15 protein-coding genes are annotated in these 17,175 nt (G+C 67.4%); 11 read left to right on the top strand and 4 right to left on the bottom strand.

All coding sequences use genetic code 11. The features are described 5' to 3' along the window. The first annotated feature begins 26 nt into the window (after positions 1 to 26). Complete coding sequence (locus tag ACZ67M_RS00805; protein WP_361354021.1) at positions 27 to 1,049, top strand: SEC-C domain-containing protein; 1,023 nt, start codon at positions 27 to 29, stop codon at positions 1,047 to 1,049. A gap of 28 nt (positions 1,050 to 1,077) precedes the next feature. On the opposite strand, the gene ACZ67M_RS00800 is transcribed toward ACZ67M_RS00805, so the two are convergent. Further along, on the bottom strand, positions 1,078 to 1,857 hold the full coding sequence (locus tag ACZ67M_RS00800) for an SDR family NAD(P)-dependent oxidoreductase (protein ID WP_392103780.1): 780 nt from the start codon (positions 1,855 to 1,857) through the stop codon (positions 1,078 to 1,080). A 151-nt stretch (positions 1,858 to 2,008) separates the two neighbouring features. Here ACZ67M_RS00800 and ACZ67M_RS00795 point away from each other — a divergent pair, with 151 nt between their 5' ends. The 9 genes from ACZ67M_RS00795 (at position 2,009) to ACZ67M_RS00755 (ending at position 12,170) form a co-directional block, all read left to right on the top strand. Then, entirely contained in the window at positions 2,009 to 2,836 is an 828-nt protein-coding gene (locus ACZ67M_RS00795) for a helix-turn-helix domain-containing protein (RefSeq protein ID WP_469849021.1), read from the top strand. 174 nt (positions 2,837 to 3,010) lie between these two features. Continuing rightward, positions 3,011 to 3,484 carry an SRPBCC family protein gene (locus ACZ67M_RS00790; RefSeq protein WP_469849019.1) on the top strand — a complete coding sequence of 158 codons (474 nt, stop codon included), beginning with the start codon at positions 3,011 to 3,013 and terminating at the stop codon, positions 3,482 to 3,484. Positions 3,485 to 3,516: 32 nt separating this feature from the next. After that, positions 3,517 to 4,158 carry a hypothetical protein gene (locus ACZ67M_RS00785; RefSeq protein ID WP_469849018.1) on the top strand — a complete coding sequence of 214 codons (642 nt, stop codon included), beginning with the start codon at positions 3,517 to 3,519 and terminating at the stop codon, positions 4,156 to 4,158. Between the two features lie 162 nt (positions 4,159 to 4,320). After that, complete coding sequence (locus tag ACZ67M_RS00780; protein WP_392103775.1) at positions 4,321 to 5,082, top strand: class I SAM-dependent methyltransferase; 762 nt, start codon at positions 4,321 to 4,323, stop codon at positions 5,080 to 5,082. Continuing rightward, positions 5,079 to 7,808: an SUMF1/EgtB/PvdO family nonheme iron enzyme gene (locus ACZ67M_RS00775; RefSeq protein WP_469849016.1), complete on the top strand. Its 2,730-nt coding sequence runs from the start codon at positions 5,079 to 5,081 to the stop codon at positions 7,806 to 7,808. Before ACZ67M_RS00780 ends, ACZ67M_RS00775 begins: the two co-directional genes overlap by 4 nt. Next, positions 7,805 to 8,092: a hypothetical protein gene (locus tag ACZ67M_RS00770; RefSeq protein ID WP_392103772.1), complete on the top strand. Its 288-nt coding sequence runs from the start codon at positions 7,805 to 7,807 to the stop codon at positions 8,090 to 8,092. The genes ACZ67M_RS00775 and ACZ67M_RS00770 overlap by 4 nt, the downstream gene beginning before the upstream one ends. Beyond that, the gene (locus ACZ67M_RS00765; RefSeq protein ID WP_392103771.1) at positions 8,089 to 9,387 is read left to right on the top strand and encodes a ZIP family transporter; all 1,299 of its coding nucleotides are present in this window, start codon (positions 8,089 to 8,091) and stop codon (positions 9,385 to 9,387) included. Before ACZ67M_RS00770 ends, ACZ67M_RS00765 begins: the two co-directional genes overlap by 4 nt. An 85-nt stretch (positions 9,388 to 9,472) precedes the next feature. Continuing rightward, the gene (locus ACZ67M_RS00760) at positions 9,473 to 9,979 is read left to right on the top strand and encodes a very short patch repair endonuclease (RefSeq protein ID WP_392103770.1); all 507 of its coding nucleotides are present in this window, start codon (positions 9,473 to 9,475) and stop codon (positions 9,977 to 9,979) included. 178 nt (positions 9,980 to 10,157) lie between these two features. Further along, the gene (locus tag ACZ67M_RS00755; protein WP_469849014.1) at positions 10,158 to 12,170 is read left to right on the top strand and encodes a GmrSD restriction endonuclease domain-containing protein; all 2,013 of its coding nucleotides are present in this window, start codon (positions 10,158 to 10,160) and stop codon (positions 12,168 to 12,170) included. Here the strand turns inward: ACZ67M_RS00755 and ACZ67M_RS00750 are convergent. From ACZ67M_RS00750 to ACZ67M_RS00740, 3 genes are all read right to left on the bottom strand, one after another. Continuing rightward, positions 12,167 to 12,781, bottom strand: coding sequence for a protein NO VEIN domain-containing protein (locus ACZ67M_RS00750; RefSeq protein ID WP_469849715.1), 615 nt, complete (start codon positions 12,779 to 12,781; stop codon positions 12,167 to 12,169). The genes ACZ67M_RS00755 and ACZ67M_RS00750 overlap by 4 nt on opposite strands. A 223-nt stretch (positions 12,782 to 13,004) precedes the next feature. Beyond that, positions 13,005 to 14,849 carry a DEAD/DEAH box helicase gene (locus tag ACZ67M_RS00745; protein ID WP_467322725.1) on the bottom strand — a complete coding sequence of 615 codons (1,845 nt, stop codon included), beginning with the start codon at positions 14,847 to 14,849 and terminating at the stop codon, positions 13,005 to 13,007. After that, entirely contained in the window at positions 14,849 to 16,258 is a 1,410-nt protein-coding gene (locus tag ACZ67M_RS00740) for a transcriptional regulator (RefSeq protein ID WP_392103763.1), read from the bottom strand. The genes ACZ67M_RS00745 and ACZ67M_RS00740 overlap by 1 nt, the downstream gene beginning before the upstream one ends. A 120-nt stretch (positions 16,259 to 16,378) precedes the next feature. On the opposite strand from ACZ67M_RS00740, the gene ACZ67M_RS00735 reads away from it, so the two are divergent. Next, on the top strand, positions 16,379 to 17,068 hold the full coding sequence (locus tag ACZ67M_RS00735) for a hypothetical protein (protein WP_467322728.1): 690 nt from the start codon (positions 16,379 to 16,381) through the stop codon (positions 17,066 to 17,068). Positions 17,069 to 17,175 lie beyond the last annotated feature (107 nt).

Here is a 17,175-nt window from a genome sequence, read left to right as displayed (position 1 = left end):
CACCTCCCGGCAGTACGGTGTCCCCCATGCGCCCCGACACGCCCGCCGAGAACGTCGACCACGCCGCCGAAGCGGCCCGCCTGGAGCGGACCGCCGGCCTCTACCCCGAGGACGCGGAGGCCCTGCTGCTGCGCGCCGCGGCCCACCTGGAGCTGTCCGGCGACCGCCCCGCCGCGACCACGCTCTACGACCGCCTGCTGTCCTCCGCCCCCGGCTCCCCCGAGCTGGAGAACCCGTCCCTGGTCCGCGCCCTGAAGGCGTCGAACCTCTGGGAGTACGACCACGAGGCGGAGGCCAGGGCGATCATCGACGGGGTCCGCGCGGCGGCGCCGCGCGACCCGGCGGCCTGGGTGATCGTGGCCGAGGCCCTGGAGTCCCACGACGAGCTGGAGGCGGCGCACGAGACGCTCACGGAGGGCGCCCGCCTGCTCCTGGCGGACGGCGCGGAGCCCCCGTACCCGACCCACCCGCTCCTCTACGGCCGCCACCGCGTCCGCAGGATGCTGGGCCTGCCCCACGACGAGTGGGACGCCTTGGCCGACACCCTCCACACGATGCCGGTCTCCCTGGACGAGCTGCACGACCCGAAGCGGGTCTGGTCCCTGGGCTCGGACGACCCGGCGGACCTGGAGGCGGAGATCTCCCGTCTCCGCGCCGAGCTGGGCGCCTACCGCGAGGCCCTGTCCCGCCCCTTCCCGGTGGCGATGCTGCACTGGCCGGCCGGCGAACTGACGGAACTTCTGGAGGCGTACCCGGCCCTGGCCGCCGAGTACCCCTCCTACGAGGAGCACCTGGCGACCATAGAGGCGGCCCTGCGCGAACTGGCCTCGTCCGGCACCCCGAACCTGGGCGTGGTCCCGGGCACGGTCCCCTCCTACGAGGCCTTCGCGGCGTCGGAGAGCGCGTCCCCGGCCGACCCGTCCCTGCTCCCGCAGTACGCGACGACACTGGCGGCCCGGGGTCTTGCGGTCGCGTGGCCGCCGCAGCGGGGAGCCGCCTGCTGGTGCGGGTCGGGGCGGGCGTACGGGGAGTGCCACGGCTCGGACTAGGGCCTGGCCGACGACTTTCGGTACGGGGTCAGGCGTCGCGGTAGCGGGTGGCCAGGTCGGTGCTCTGGCCCCCGAAGGCGGCGAGGTCGGCGGCGAAGACGTTCTCCAGGAGGCGGTGGTCCTCGACGCCGGGCGCGCTGACGGTCTCGCCGAGCTCCAGACCGCGCAGGGCGCCGGTGACGACGTCGGCGGCGCTCATGCGCGGGACGCCGCTGAGGTCCATGCCCTGCACGGAGTGGAACTCGGTGGCGACCACGCCCGGGCACACCACGTGGACGCGGACGCCGGAGTCCTCGACCTCGGCGGCGAGCGTCTGGGACATCGCCACGAGGTAGGCGAGCGCACCCGCGTAGACGGCGCGGCGCGGCATCTGCTCCTTGCCGGCGGGGCCGGAGAAGGCGATCATCCCGGCGACGTTGACGACGGTGCCGCCGCCCCGGCGCCGCATGCCGCCGACGGCGGCGCGCATGAGCTGGGTGGGGGCGAGGACCTTGACGTTCACCAGTTCCCGGGCCTTGTCGGCGGGAAGGTCGGCCAGCGGCATGTAGTGGGCGACGCCCGCGTTGTTGACGAGGACGTCGAGCGGCTCGTCGGCGCAGTACGCCGCCACGGCGTCGATACCGGCCTCGGTGGACAGGTCGGCGGCGACCGCGCGCACGGCGACCTCGGGATGCTCGGCGGCGAACGCGGCGAGGCGGTCCTCCCGGCGGCCGACGACGATCAGGTCGTAGCCGTCGGCGGCGAAGCGTTCGGCGAAGGCCCGGCCGATGCCGGAGGTCGCGCCGGTGACGAGGGCGAGCTTGCTCATGTGGGGTTCCTGTCGGTGACCGGCACTGCGTCCGGCTGGTTCGGGACGTCTCCCACCCTCGCCCCGGCCCGCTCGCCCAGCCAGTTCCCCGCGTATCCAGGGGAGTGACAGGGCCCCCTCTCCCGGTCCGGAGTCGGCCTAGCGTGGACGTATGAACGAGCAGCCGAATCTGCTGGGCGAGTTCCTGCGGGCCCGGCGCGAGCTGGTGACCCCCGAGGAGGCCGGCGTCCCCGTCAGGGGCGTGCGCCGGGTGCCGGGGCTGCGGCGCGAGGAGGTGGCCATGCTGGCGGGCATCAGCGCCGACTACTACCTGCGCCTGGAGCGCGGCCGGGACCGCAGGCCGTCCCTCCAGGTCCTCGAAGCGCTAGCCGGGGTGCTGCGGCTCGACGACGACACCCGCGCCCACCTCTTCGGCCTGGCGGCCGACCGGCCCCGCCGCACCCGGCGCCGGCACCGGCACCGGGAGACGGTGCCGCCCAGCACCGCCCGGTTCGTCGAGCTGCTGCCCGTGCCCGCCTTCGTCGAGGGCCGCCACCTCGACGTCCTCACGGCCAACCCCCTGGCCGCCGCGCTCTCCCCACGCCTGGTCACGGGCGGCAACCGGCTGCGGGACGTGTTCCTCGACCCGGCCGAGCAGAGCCTCTTCCCCGACTGGGAGGGAGCAGCGGCGGCCCTCGTCGCCGGCTTCCGGGAAGCGGTCGGCACGGACACCGACGACCCCCGCTGCGTCGAGCTGGTCGGGGAGCTGTCCCTCGCCAGCCCGCTCTTCCGCAGACTCTGGGCCCGGCACGACGTACGCCCCCGCGGCAGCGCCACCGTGCTCTTCCGGCACCCGCAGGTCGGCGACCTCACCCTCAGCCGGGAGAAGCTCCACATCACCGACACGGACGGGATGATGCTGGTCGCGTTTCACGCGGTGCGGGGGACGCGGGACGCGGAGCGGTTGGCGCTGCTCGGGGCGACGGCGGCGGGGCCTTGACGGGGGCGGGCGGTGGACCGGCGCCCGGACACCGGGCGCCATCCCTCCATCTCCCCGATGCGGCTTGGTCGGGCCGATGAGTTCCCGCCGTGCCGGACGTCTACAGGTGCGACATCCCTGACGGATACCGCCGGAACCCAGGCGGTTACCGCGGCAAACGAGGAGACGGACGCCATGAGCACCGACCAGACCCCCGCCCCGGCCCAGACTGCGACCCCGGCCGACGGTCTCTCCTACACCCTGACCCGCACCCTGGACGCCCCCGCGGCCAAGGTCTGGCAGGCCTGGACCACCCCCGACCAGTACGCCCAGTGGGCCCACGCGGCCCCCGGCTCCGTCGAGATGGACGTCCGCCCGGGCGGCCCCTGGAAGGCCACGATGCGCACGCCCGACGGCACGGAGTTCCCCCTCACGGGCTCCTACGTCGAGGTCACCGAGAACCAGGCCCTCACCATCGGCATGGACGTCCCGGGCCGCCCGGACCAGGCGACGATGACCGTCGAACTGACGGAACAGGGCCCACGCAACACGCTGCTCGTCCTGCGCCAGACCTGCGACTCGGTGGCGGAGCGGGAGATGGCGGAGGAGGGGAGCGGGATGCTGCTGGACGGGTTGACGGCGTTCCTGGCGGACGGGACGAAGGCCTGACAGCCCTCATCCGTCGTGGTCGGCAAACAGGGATGCGGCTCGCGCGCCGCGAGTGGTTTCTTGTACGGATGCGAGTACAGAGGCTGCGCGATGCCGTATCCCGTATCGAGACGCTGACCAGCACGCGCCCAACCGCCGGCCGGACGCACGACACCGCCGACGACACCGTGGGAACCATCGCGACCGACAGTGCCAGGGACTTCGACCCGTTCCTCCTACTCGCGACGCTCCAGGCGAGCGGCGTCCACGTGATCGTCATCGGTCAGGTGGCCGGCATCATGCACGGATCCACCGAGCTGACCGGAGACCTGGACCTGCTGTGGGACGCGGACCCGAGGAGCGCCGCGGCACTCGGGGCAGCGTTCGCCGCCGCGGGTTGCAGCCTCCGGTCGGACGACGCATCGGACGCGTCGACCGGCCCGGAGCTGCTCCTGCGCCCCAGGGCCACCTTCGACTCCGCACGGGCATGCGGGGACTGCTGCACGCCGTCGCTGCCGTGGGGCGGAGTGGATCTACGAGCCGTCCTCGCCAGATCCGAGACGGCAACCTCCCCCGACGGCCTCGAAATCCGACTCCCGACCCTCCCGGACCTCATCCACATGCAACGCGCCCTTGGCCGCCCGAAGGATCTGCGCCGGGCGGCCGAGTTGGAACGGCTCAGCGACAGGTCCTGAGGTTCGCCGGCATGACCGACCCCGGAAGGCGGCCCCCTGCGCGACCTGACGCGTTACGCACTGTTGTCACAACACCACCCGCGATAGCCTGCCCGGCGACCACGGGCGGCACGGCCTGGAGAGACACGGAGAAACGCGGGGGCAGCGGTGGAGCGGGGCGGAATGCGGGGACATTACGACGGGCTCGCAGCCGAGTACGACGAGCACTGGGTCTACGGACCCGAATACGTCCCGTGGATGTCCGGCCGGATTGCCGAGGCGCTGCGGCTCAGCCCCGCCGACCGAATCGCCGACATCGGCTCCGGCACAGGCCTTTTCGCCCGAGAGCTGGCCAGGCAGCTACGCCCCGACCGTCCCATTCTGTGCGTTGACCCCTCCGAAGCGATGCTCCGCGGACTCGGCAACCCACCCGCGCCGGAGCTGATGCCGGTCGTCGCCTCGGCAGAGGACATCGCCGAAGCCCAGGTCCGACTGCCGTATGAGGAAGTAGACGCGATCTGGATGAAGGAGGCGGTGCACCATGTCGCCGACCCAGGGCGTACCTTGCGCGGGCTCACCGACCGGCTGGCCCCGGGTGGCCGGCTGCTGATCGTCATGCTTCCCACCACCATCAAGTACCCCCTCTTCAAGGCGGCTCTCTCGCGCTTCGAAGAGTTGCAGCCGGACCCGGCCCTGATCGAAGCGCATCTGCGCAGGGCCGGGTTGGAGACCGAACTCAGCCACGTCGAGCACGAACTCCGCATCGACCGTGACAGGTACCTCGACATGGTCCGCGCCCGCTACATGTCGCTGCTCTCCACCTTCAGTGACAGCGAGATCGAGAAGGGCGTCGAAGAAATGCGAGCCGCCCACCCGGAGCCCGTGCTGGTCTTCCCGGACCGGTTCGCGTTCGTTCTCGGCCAACGTCAGGAGGACAACACGTGAGCACCGTCGTCGACGAACGGCTGCGGCGCCTGCGTAGGGAACTAGACGATCACTCGCGGATCGCCGACCGTCTCGGACTCGACCTGGAACGCCCGTTACGGTCGCTCAACGACGGCTATCCGGAGAACGCGGTCTCACTGGTCGGGAAGCTGACCGAGAAGCTCCTCAAGGAGCTGTGGCGGCATCACGACGTCGAGGGTGACCCCTCGACCAAGGCACTCAACGACCTGGTCAAGCGCTGCCGCCCATACATCCGCAGCAGCACGGTTCTGGACGCACTGGACGACATCCGGCGGCTGCGGAACCGCTCCACGCACGACGGGTACGAGATCAGCGACGAGGACGGGCTGCTCGCCGTACGAAGGCTCGTCGATGTCCTCATCTGGTTCACGGACACCGGGAGCGCGGCCCTGCTCGGTGGGGAGCCGGACGTGGCCCCCGAGGTCGCACGTCGCTGCGAATTCCTCGCAGGTCTTCATGTCACCCTCGGCTACCGGCAGGCCAAGCGATTCGTGCTCAGCCCGGACACCGTGTACCTGCTGTTCTGCCGGGAATCAGGGATGCGGCTCGAATACGTGGAGCTGATGCTCTCCCGAGACGCCGACGACCTCGGTACCGTCCTCGCCTCCCGCGGCGGTGAACTGCTTCGAACGCGGCTGCCCAAGCTCACCCGGTTCGTCGTGGTGGACAACGACGGTGGTGCGGCTCCCGGCGCGCTCCACCAACTGTTGGGAACGGACTTCCGGATCGTGCGATACGACGGCTTCGTCGACACCGTCGTCAATCTCGACACCCACCTCGCCGGATTCTCCGGGGTTGCCGCCCCCGGCGACGTCAAAGAGACTTCCCCCGGGCCTCGAACCGCGGTCGCCGCATCGGTCCTGAGCGCCGACCCACGCACCGGCGAATCGATGGTGACGGAGTCCGGAGACGCGGCCGAGCTTCTTGCCCGTCTCGCCGGTGGCAGCGCCAACGTCCTGGTCACCGGGCGCCCCGGCAGTGGGAAGAGCACTCTCCTGCGCGCCCTGGCCGCGGACCCGGAGGTCCGCCGCTTCCGCTTCTACTTCGATCTCGGCCTCAAGCCGAAGGACGAGCCCTTCTCCGAGTACGCCGCCCGTGTCCTCGCACCGGCCATGGCCTCGGATCGCTCCCGCGCATACGACCTCTTCCTCTTTCTCATCCGCTCCGGGACCGCCCTGTGCGTGCTGGACGCCTTCGACGAAGGGGTCACGGAACCGAGCCCCGCCGGGTTCCTGCGCCTGTTCACCGATCTCTCGGCCGTCCTGTCCGCCGAGTCCGCCGTCGTCATCAGCTCCCGAGTCTCGTTCTTGGCGGACTCGCCCCAGGTACGTCAGCTGGTGGACAGCGGCGCCGGCCGCTCCGAACAGCTGGTGGAGCAGATGTACGCGAACGGGGTGGACCCGTCCCGCGTCCCGCACTTCCATGTCGTCCGCCTCATCGAGCGCGAGGCGACGCCGCTCGAGCGAGGTCTCACCGCGCGGCTTGGTCTTGCCCCGGGCCGGCCTCTCGCGGAGATCCTCGGCACCCACCTCACGCGAACACTGACCGAGCGTGGGCGTCCCGAGCTGGAACGGCGCCTGCCAGCCACACTGGGCCAGGCGTTCCTGACCGACCGCACGGTGTTCTCCCTGCTGGACCTGCATCGCGATTTGGGCGGCGACGCCTTCACGGACGGACGGCTCGATCCGGCTTCCTGCGTCCTCGCGCCCCTGCTACGCCCGGCGGGGCCGGACCACGTAGCCTTCGCGCACACTGCTTACCAGGAGCTGTTGGCTGCCCGGTACCTCGCAGATCCGGCTCATCGGGCAGCCGTGGCCGACCTACCCGGCGGCGCCTTCCTGACGGAGCAGGTGCGTGCCTTCCTCGCCGGAATGCCCTACGCCGCAGGCGGCGCCGACGCCACGGAGGGCGACGACTGCGTGCTGCCCGCCGGTGCGTACCTCGTAGGTCCGGCCGAGCGGTTACTGGTCCGACGCGTCACGCGCTCCGTGCTCTTCGACCGCCGTGCCGTGACGGTCGCCCGCTACCGGCGATTCCTCGACTCGCTCGACCCGGACGGGACCTCTCGCTGGGACCACCCGGACCAGCCGTCCCATATCACCCACCGCCCCTGGACCAACCGTTTGCGTCACCCCGACTACTACGAGAACCGGGTCTTCGACAATCATCCGGCAACATGCGTCAGCTGGTGGAGCGCCTACGCTTTCGCGGCTTTCGAAGGGAAAAGGCTGCCGACCGCGCTCGAATGGGAGGCGGCCGCGCGCGGAACCGACGGGCGCCTCTTCCCTTGGGGCGACGCCCCGGACACCAGCCGGGTCAACTGCGCCGACACATGGGTGGGCCACCCCGTCACGACCTATCAGGCATGGCTTCGGGACTTCGCGGGTGAGGGCGTCCGCCGGGCCGGGGCCAACCCCTCAGACGAACGCCCCGGCAACCGTTCCCCGTTCGGCGTCCTGGACATGGTGGGCAACTGCTGGGAGTGGACCTCCACATCGGTGGACGACCCGGCCGAGGCCGTCATCTGCGGCGGAAGCTACGACAACCCGATGCGCGCGGTGCAGACCAGCACGAAGGGCATCTACCGCAAACGTGGTGGAAGCAACGCGGTCGGCTTCCGCTGCGTCGAGGACGTGGACACGGGGGACGGTCCCGCCTCGGCACGGGGCGTCAGCACGACCGGAGTGGAGGGGGCAAGGCCATGAGCGGGAGCCGCGGATTCGACGGCAGCGGTGGGCCGCGGCACGGGACCATCGTGGACCGGCGGCCGAGTGGCGGAGGAGCGAGTGGCACGGTCGGTTCCTACGTCGTCAGGGACGACGACGACGATCGGTACTACAACTTCGACTACCGGCAGATCGTGACAGAAGGCTTCCGCACCATCCGTACCGGCGAACATGTGCGCTTCCACATCAGCGCCACGAGCCCCGGCCAGGCGGAGTTCGTCATCCGTCTCGACCAGCCCGACCCGGCCGAGTACTACCGGTGAGGGCCGCCGACGCCACGCCACAACTCGACGACGTGACGGGAGCACGGCAGGAACTGACCGTCGTCCTGCCCGCGCGTCTGCGCCGTGCCCCCAGTTGGCCACAGGGCCCGTTCCCGTTCGAACTCGGCAGCCGCCGCACGGACTCGGCGACGAGATCGACCTACTTCGCCCCCGCGAGCGCCCGTGCCCTCTACGGCAGTCCCGAACGCCCCCGCCGCTGGCACCTGCCGATGGACCTCAAGCACGACGGGCTGCACCTGCTGGGACTGGAACTGCTCCGCGCGGCCACGGCCCGCGATCCCGACCATGCGCTGGCCGTCCTGCACTTGAGTGCCGAGACACCGCTGCTCCCGGTGCTACGCACCTTGGCCGGCCGGGGCTCGCCCGCTACCGGCGAGCCTCTGGTCGGACTCAGCGGGCCGTTCGATCCGGCCCTGCTCCTCGACGGCGTCGCCGACGTCGGGGACCCGACCGCACCCTTCGCACTCTCCCGGCCGTACACGATCGCGTTCCTCACCCCGACGGCGCGGCACACTCCCGCGCTCCGCGACGGCCCCGAGGGCGAACTGCCCACCACCGCCGACCGCTGGCTGTGGCAACTGGCCTCCCGTTCCAGCCCACAGGACTTCCCGCTGGCCCCGGAGACTCTCGCGACTCACCTGCAGGACGTCGTACGCATCTCCGGTGACTGGAGCGCCCTGGTACTGCGGCAGGGCGCCGCCTTCCTCGGCCACCGCCCCGACACCGGCGACACGGACTTCTACCGGTTCGGCGCGCTCCATTCCCGCACGGTCTACCTGGACGCTCTCCTCCTCGGCTCCCTCCAACGCGATCACATCGACGAACTCACCGACGAGCTGTCAGAGGTGTTCACGTCGCCCCGGCACCTGGCCCGCCGCGTGGCAGCCCTGGAGCGCAACATCGCGCACTTCCGCAGCGGCTACTGGCGTCAGCACCTCACCGCGCACGGCCCCGCGAACGAACTCCTCCTCGCCTTCCAGAACCAGCACCGGCTCCCGGCCCGCTTCAATGAGATCCTCGCCGAGGCCGCCGACTACAGCCGCCTGGTCCAGACCCAGGAGAGCCAGCAGATCAGCGGCGCGCTGGGCGTCCTGACCGTCCTTGGCCTACCGCTGGGCACGGCCCTGGGCATCCTCCAGGTCCTGGGCGACGAATCCCTGTCCCACCTGCTCATCGCCCTGGCTCTGTCGGTGGCGGCGACTGCGGGGGTACTGACTACGCGGTATGGGCGGTTGGTGTTGTCGTCGTTGCGGGGCGGGGAGAGCAGGCGCTAGAGAGAAGGGGTACCCGCCGGCCCAGGACCCGACTGCCTCGAAAGGGCGCAAACGTCAGGGAGCTCCACGCACTACCCTCTGTGGTGTGTCAGAGGATCGCGCGTGGGAAGCGCCAGACGGCTCCTGGGCTTCGTCCGCTGCGCGCCGCCGGAATATGCAGGCGATTCGCAGCCGGGACACAAAGCCAGAGAAGCTGGTCCGGCGGCTAGTCCATGCCCAAGGCCTGCGGTTCCGTGTCGCAGCCCGTCCTTTGCCAGACCTGCGCCGGACTGCGGACATGGTGTTCCGCCCAGCCAAGGTTGCCGTCTTCATCGACGGCTGCTACTGGCATGGGTGCCCCGAACACTACGTCCCTCCGAAGACGAATCAGGGCTACTGGTCCGAGAAGGTCCTGCGCAACGTGGAACGTGACCGCGACACTGACCAGCGGCTCAGGGAGGCTGGGTGGCTCGTCCTTCGATTCTGGGAGCACGAGCCAGCGGAAGAGTGCTCGCACGCGGTCTGCAAGGCTGTGACCGACCGACGGGCACGGTCCCGTACGACCCCGCACTCGGGCGCCCAGGCTGTGCAGCACCCCGACCTGGAGGCTTAACGCTGCTCACCGTGGCGGAACGGCCCTGTCACCACCTTCTCCCTCCCTTACTCTGTCTTCAGCGGGTGCCGCTCTGCAGGCAGTTTCTGTGGGGGAAGCTGTCTGGCTGCATTCGCGTCGATGCACAGCTTGTGCGCGCGATCTAGCCGCACCAGCGCAGAACGTTTGGGGGGCAACGGTGGCGGTTGAGCGCACGAACCGCGATGTCCGCACACTCATCACGCAGATCGCGAGCGGGGAGATCATGCTCCCTGAGATCCAGCGCGGGTACGTGTGGAAGGCATCACAGGTGGCCAGACTCATCGAGTCTCTGTATCGCGGATACCCCGCCGGCTCCCTTCTCTTCTGGAAGACCGGCCAGGCTGCTGAGACCCGCGCGGCGGCGATTGGTGTCCAGCAAGCTCTGCCGAGCGTGATGCCCCTCTATCTGCTCGACGGCCAGCAGAGACTCACCTCCCTCTTCAGAGTCCTCACCGATCACCCGGAAGCTCAGGTCGTCTTCAACATCGAGACGGAGGCCTTCCAGAACCAGAGTGCCGCTACACGGCGGAACCTGAAATGGATCAAGGTCTACGATGTTGTCGGCCCTGAGTCCGACGTCTTCGCGATCCACGCTGAGCTCAAGGGGGCCGGGCTTGCTATCCCAGAGTCTGAGATCGGGCGCCGCCTGAGCGCGCTGCAAAAGATCACCCAGCGTGACTTTCACATGGAAGTGCTGCACGACTTCGAATACGAAGAGGTCTCTGACATCTTCGTCCGAGTGAACAGTGGCGGGCGGGCCCTCAAGACCACGGACCTCGCGCTTGCAACGCTCTCAGCGCGCTCTCCTGGGTTTCTGGGCCAACTGGAAGCGGAATCGGCCTACTGGGGTCAGCGCGGGTACGCGGCCCTCGACGTCAACTTCCTCATCAAAGCCCTGACTTTGAGCCTGTCGACCACGGGCAAACGGCTGGCATCCGTAGCCAAGCTCACTGCTGCTAGCAAGGGAACGGTCGAAGCGGGATGGGCCAAGGTCCGACGAGGGCTTGCCTCTGTCGTGCCTCTTCTCCAGGAGAGGCTCCTGATCCCCACTACGGCCCTGGTCCCCTCGCTCGCCGCGCTGCACCCATTGATCATTTACTACGGGCGGCGCCCAGAAGGCGCTGAGATCCCCAAGGAAGTGGAAGGCGGCCTTCTGTACTGGTTCCTGGCCGCTACCGCACGCAACCGATACGGCGGCGCTTCGGACACTGCGCTGACACAGGACATCCGCACACTGGACGCCGAGAATCCGGTAGCAGCACTGCTCTCTAACCTCGGCATCAGCAAGGGTGGTATCACCGTCACCGCCAACGACTTGGCTGGACGTAACCACCAGAGCCCTTACCTGATGTTCTGCTTTCTCGCAGCAGCTCACGCCGACGCGACCGACTGGTGGGACGGCGGCCCAATCTCAGACAGTGTCGGTCAATCCGGCAAGCCGCACTACAGCTTGGTGCACCCGGCCACGAAGCTGCGCAACTGCGGCACCAAGTACACGTCCACGGAGATCAATGAGCTGGCGAACATCGTCTTCGTCTCCGAGCGGACAGCGAAGAACATCATCGACAACCATGCGCCAGCTGCGTATATGCAGCATGTCAGCGCCGGCGATCGCACCGCACACGCGATCCCGAGCGATCCAGCCGCGCTCGAAATCGACGGGTACAGGAGCTTCCTGGCCGCCAGGAGGGCCCTCCTGGCGGGGCTGATCACAGGACTCTTCAAGCGGTTCCAGCCTGGTTTCCTGACCTCAGAGGCCACAGCTGTTGAAGTCGCTGAAGTGGCGCACGCACTGAGGCTTGCCGGCTACACCGGAGCCGGTCGGAGCGTGCTGACGGCGGAAGCAGAAGCCAACGGCCGGCGATGGACCGGATGGATTGACCCTACGGACTTCGAGGCAGCACTCGATGCCGCTGCCACTGGCCTCGCCAGCGATGTGCCCGTTGGCGATGAAGCGGCACCGTTGCGCGTCGATGATGAAGGAATCCTGACCTTCGGTCTGGGTCCCTTCATCATCCGAGGGTCTCTGGATCAGTGGCGGACCGCAGTCAAGGATGCGTTCGAGGACGCACAGCCCCTGGCAGAGTGCCCGGAGCCCACCGATGACCAATGGCCAGCAGAGCCCGAAGAATTTCTACTTTCGAACGCCGGAACGCAGAAACCGATCTAGGACGTAGGTGCCGCCCCCCTGAGTACTTCAGGCGCACTCTCAACGAGCATAGATGAAATGCTCGGGATTCCTGGCACGGGTATCTCGGGGGGGATATCGAGTCGGCAGGACTCCCAGCGCCCCAAGGCAGTGCGGTCCGAGGGAACATTGTTCGCGATCCACCCTCTTGGCACCGCGGCCACTGCCGCGAGTTTCAGCTGCCGAGTGAGACGAACAGTTACAAGTTCCCAAACCGGGTCGCGCAACATGGTCTCGTACTCGTTGCGCGATATATAAATCGTGAGCCGCCCGGCACGTACAGTGGACTTCACTTCCAAATGGGCAGAACCCTGCCCGGCATCGATAAAAATGTCGTAGCCATGGCCATCGGACCATGCCGCAACATGTTCCACGCGACCTTGCGCGGATCCGGACAGCAGCTCAAGGAGCGCGAGTTCACCCGCCGAGCCGATCCGGGAGCGCTCTTCGGTGTCCACCTTCCCCCATGTTGTGCGCACTCGCGCATACGCCTCTTCTGGGGTGATACCCAGGGACTCCGCTGCGCGCAGGGCGTCTTCAGGAACTTCGTCTGGCCTGCGGATGAGCAGGTCTGCGTCCTGGAACCATGGCATTCCGCTGTGGGCCAATGCAGCGTCAAAGACGCTACAGTTCACAGGCACTTCAGCTTTCGCAGCGGTCAAGAGGCCCGTTTCCCGAAGCCAGGCGTATGCGGCGTCGTACTGGGTTGGCGTTACGTCACTGAAGTCGCTGTGCGTAGTGAACAGAGCTCGGACGCGCGCGACTCCGCTGTCCGGAAGCCTCTCCAGCCAGCGAACTGCCGCTAGCAGGACCGGCTCAGGCGGCACGGGCACGGAGGTGACCCATCAGCGCTTGGAGATCACGGTGATCGAGGCCACCGCCGACTGCCGGCTCCTCCTCAAGGTCGGCCAATTGCTGGACGGCCGGATCGTCAAGGATGCTTCCCATGAACTTAAGTTTGTCGCTGAGGCGTTGGTGCACAATTTCGTCGATCGTTCCCTCTGAGGCGAGGACTGTGATCCGCGTCTCGGCCTCCGGCGCAAGCCCGAGGCGGTGAATGCGGTCAAGGCTCTGAAGAAAGCGTCCAGCCGCGAAGTCCCGGTCTACGTAGACAGCGTCGTGACAGTGATGATGCAGGCTGATGCCTTCACCAAGCGTTCCTGGATTGGACAGGAGGACCATGCAGTCAGGATCGTGGCGGAACCGACGGATCGCGTCCGCACGATCAGCGTCCCCCATCGCCCCGTAGACCAGGGCAGGCGAGAACTCACCCAACATGCGCTCGAGCGTATTGAGGCTCCGCACGAAGGTGGACCAGACGAGCGTCTTGCGCCCTTGAGCAGCATTCCTACTGACGATGGCGAGGACCTCTTGGTACTTCGGCGACATCTCGTAGCTTGGAAGGTCCCTCATCAGGTCGAAGAGCGGTGTGCCTTCAGGCACAGAGAGCGGAGGCACTCTGTATGACAACGGCTCATAGCGTGTCGTACCGACAGCGAGCAGTGCCGGACTCGTCGCGGCCATCAGCATGTACATGATTATCTTGCCCAGAGCGAGGAAGTCGCCCTCCGAGCCAACTGCCCGGGCAGAGAAGCGACCAACGAGTGCCTCATATACCTCCTCGTGAAGGGGTGGCATCGGAACGGTCCGCAGGTTCGTGGACACCGGCGGCAGCTCTAGTTCGCCCTTTGTAGTACGAGTGAAAAGGGGGCGCAGGACCTGACTGGCCTCAGCGAGGTCCCCGCCGGCCACCGCTTGAATTACCTTTTGGCGGCCATGGCCAGGCCATACGAATCCGAAAAGATTCTCCAGATCCTTGACGCCGTTCGGAGCCGGCGTCCCGGTAAGAATCAGCCTGTGTCTGCTGCGGGGCCCTAGAGCAAGGCAGGCGGAACCATCTGTTCCTTCGGCTCCGCGCTTCATCCGGTGCGCCTCGTCAAGCAGCAGCATGGACGGCCGCGCTGCAAGCCACTGGCCCAGCTCGTTCACTACTCCGTCCTGGCGCAGTCGCTCATAGTTGACGATGAGGGCGTCCGCAGCCGGATCGACGTCCTTGGAGTAGATGTCCATGCTCAAGGGGGCACTCAAGCACTGCTGGTTCTCGTACTTCCATGACTCGAAGCACGACTTCGGCCCCACGACCAGAATCCTCTCCACGCCCTTGGTCCGCCGCAGGGTATGGAAGACGGCGAGTCCTACGCGAGTCTTTCCTGCTCCGGGGACAGAGAAGTTGGCGCCATGACGCAGGGACAGCAGTTTCGCGATGTCCCGCCGCTGGAACGTGGTGAGGTCTGCTATCCACTCGGGGCCGAGAAGGCTACTTACCTCGTCGGGAGCGACTTCTCCGTCCGGCCTGGCAGCCGGGTCAAGACGTTTGGCGACTGTCTGCGCGTCAACAGCGGAGTCACTGGCCAGAGCTGCCAGTTGAGGGTCCCAGGTGACACTTGCGGGTTCAGGCCAGGTGGCCAGCGCCACAAGGTTCGTCAGGAGATCGTCGATTTCGACCTCCATGGTTCCTGGTGATCGCTGCACACTGCTCTGGAAGCGGAGAGCGAGACGCCGGAGGTCACCTTCATAGCTAGCTCCGGCTCGGAGGCGCGCTTGGGTCACGCCGTCACCGAAGCCGATCTCCAGACTGGGCGCGGCAGACCTAGCCGCCATCAGTTCTCCCGCGTCGCGTCAAGCAACCACGCGACACCGTCACCGGGGGAGCTGAACGTACGGCCCGCCTGCTTCGCCAGCCGGGCAAGACTGCTCTTCAATGTGAGCAGCGCATCGTCGAATGCGTCCTCGTCGAGGGCTCGCTTGGCCCTGGCTTCGGCGAACTCCGCCGCACACTGGTTGACGTAATCAGCCGCGTCGGTGAGGCGCGCTGGGACAGCCACTTGGCGCTTCTGGAGTTCCGCGTTCGCACCAGCCATCTTCACCGCAACGTCGAACGTCTTGCGTGCCGACTTGATGAGTGCATCAGCGCTCGCCACCGCTGCCGCATCGAGCTTGTCACCAGCTTGCCCAGCCGCCTTCGCCTGGAGCAGGGCATCGGTGAGCGCTCGCGTGGTTTTCACCGCAGCCGTAGCGTCAGGGATCGCCACTCCTTCGAGGCCGGGAATCGCCACAGTGGCGGACTCCTGAGCTGCCGGACGTAGATCTTCAGGCAGCCTCTCTTCGAGGTAGCGACTGTGGAAGTCCGCCTCAGCCAGGCGAACCGTCGTCTTCGCGTAGTTCAGCACCACCATGGCAAGACGCGACTCCTTGAGCTGCTCGGCAGCGTCCGGATCGGTCTTGGCAAGTTTGCTGTAGTCACGGTGCAGTTCGCGCAGCTTCTCCTGGTGATCCTCGAAGTCGACCAACCGAAGAGCCGATCCGTTCATACCCTGGCTTCGGTCAATCGCGTCGTTGATCAACTGGTAGACCCAGCGGTCCTGTTGAAGAGTGGTTTTCTTGATGTTGAAGTCACGGGCCACGTCCTCCTCCCGGCGCCCGCCTGCCAGTTCGTCTTCGATCGCGATGAGGCGGTTGATGTACGAGTACTCGCGACGCTTGTCACGACGCAGCTGCAGGGCGAGCTCGACGCTGTTGATATCGCGGCGAGACGTGTCCGCGGGCAGTACAGCCACCCGGATGTCCCTGATACCCAGGTCTTTCAGCGCGGCACAGCGGGTGTTTCCGTCGACGAGAATGCCGTCTGGACTGATGATGCCGGGCTCCTTCTGGCCGCCATCGTCCAGTTCGTCCTGCAACACCACGTAATCTGGGTCGGTCTGACTGGGGTTCGAGGGACGGCAGCGCAGCAGATGGTGCAGATACGTTTGGGCTGATTCACTCCAAGGCTCTTGCTCCAGGACTCGATTGCGCTCGGGGTCCAGGGTGCGCTGCGCGCGAATGCGATGAGTGTCGGGGTTGAAGTACAGCATGTCGACCGGCATGGAGATCACGTGCAGATGCTTCTGCTCACCGCGCCAGTCCACGGTCACCTTCGCACCGTCTTCGGCCATGGCTTGTTTCAGACGTTCGTCCACCAGGGAGCGAATCTTCTCACCCTCAGGCGGGACACCGAACTTCACAGCCATAACCAGAGCCTCCAACAGACCAGACGCAGCATGCCCGAGCATCATTGCAGGCTCCGGTGACAGAAGGTATGCCTGTAATCCACAATCAACGTCTCGATCACTTGGAGAGCGGAGTACGACGTGACGTTGCCCATCTGGGACGACCCCAAGCTCAAGGCCGGGACCATGGTGCGCGGAGCACTCTGGCTCGTCCAAGTGATCGGCCAGGGGAACACCTTCACCAAGGAGGAGATCCGCGCGGCCTTCCCCGGGATCTCACAGGCCGACCGCCGGATACGTGACCTCCGTGACTACGGCTGGGTCATGCTCACGAATACCGAGGACGCGACGCTGACAGCGGAGGACCAGCGCTTCGAGAAGGCGGGCATCCCGGTCTGGGACCCTGTAGCCCGACGGGCCGCTACGCCGCAGAAAGCCATCTCCAATAAGGAGAAGCAGGCCACCATGGCCCGCGACCACTACATGTGCACTCTTTGCGGCATTTCTGGAGGAGAGTCCTACCATGACGACTCCAACCAAACCGCCGTGCTGTCTGTCACGCGCCGTAGGACAGTCCTGCTTGACGGCAGCGAAGAGACCCTCCTGGTTACAGAGTGCAAGCGGTGCCGCTCTGGGTTCGACGGGACGCCCGCTCACGCCGACGAAGTCCTTGCGTCGGTCAAAGAACTGGAGCCCGGGGAACAGCGGCGCCTCCTGCGCTGGATGGAGCGGGGTCGCCGCGGGACCACTCCGCTGGAACGCGCCTGGAACGCGTACAGGCGGCTGCCGGCCGACGCACGAGAAGAGCTCCGGTCAGCACTCACCCAGTGACGCCGCCGTCCTGCCGTAGATGCGGTGCAACCCAGCTCCCGTGATGTCGGTGAGGCGCCGTACACTTCACTACCTTGTCCGGCTCGCCGCACTCATCACAGCCTTGC

This window comes from Streptomyces sp. NPDC107500 (assembly GCF_055582785.1).
The sequence above is the reverse complement of the archived record's forward strand: the minus strand, read 5'-3'. Positions and strand labels throughout refer to the sequence as shown.